The sequence below is a fragment of the Parvimonas sp. KA00067 genome (genome assembly GCF_001553085.1).
Taxonomy (GTDB): domain Bacteria; phylum Bacillota; class Clostridia; order Tissierellales; family Peptoniphilaceae; genus Parvimonas; species Parvimonas parva.
Genome location: NZ_KQ960145.1, coordinates 1 through 484, shown reverse-complemented (window position 1 = coordinate 484; position 484 = coordinate 1). Strand labels below are relative to the sequence as shown.

At 34.5% G+C, this 484-nt stretch carries 1 pseudogene; it reads left to right on the top strand.

The window, feature by feature from the left end:
* Window positions 1–484 (top strand): annotated as a pseudogene (locus tag HMPREF3181_RS07925) (murein L,D-transpeptidase); the annotation flags it as partial.

The window sequence follows — 484 nt, the reverse complement described above, 5'->3', positions numbered from 1 at the left end:
AAAGGACAAACTTATGTAAACGGAATTTTTTATGGTTCTGACGGACAACCGGCAAATGGTTGGTATGACGACGGAAATGCATGGTATTTCTTTAAAAACGGAGAAAAACATACAGGAAAAGCCGTAGATGGAAACGGTGAAATGTATTTTATTAACGGGAAATATGCAAATGCTTATATAGACGGACTTTTTTATAAAGATGGAAAACTTGCAAATTGGTGGTGTGATGACGGTAAAGCATGGTATTTCTTTCAAAGTGGTATAAAGCATAATGGATTTGGAACAGATGCAAATGGAAGAAGATATTTTATAGATGGCAAATATGCCAATGGAATATATAATGGTAAATTATATAAAGATGGCTTGGTATCAAAAGGACAAACTTATGTAAACGGAATTTTTTACGGTTCTGACGGACAACCAGCAAATGCTTGGTATGATGACGGAAATGCATGGTATTTCTTTGTGGATGGTAAAAAACATA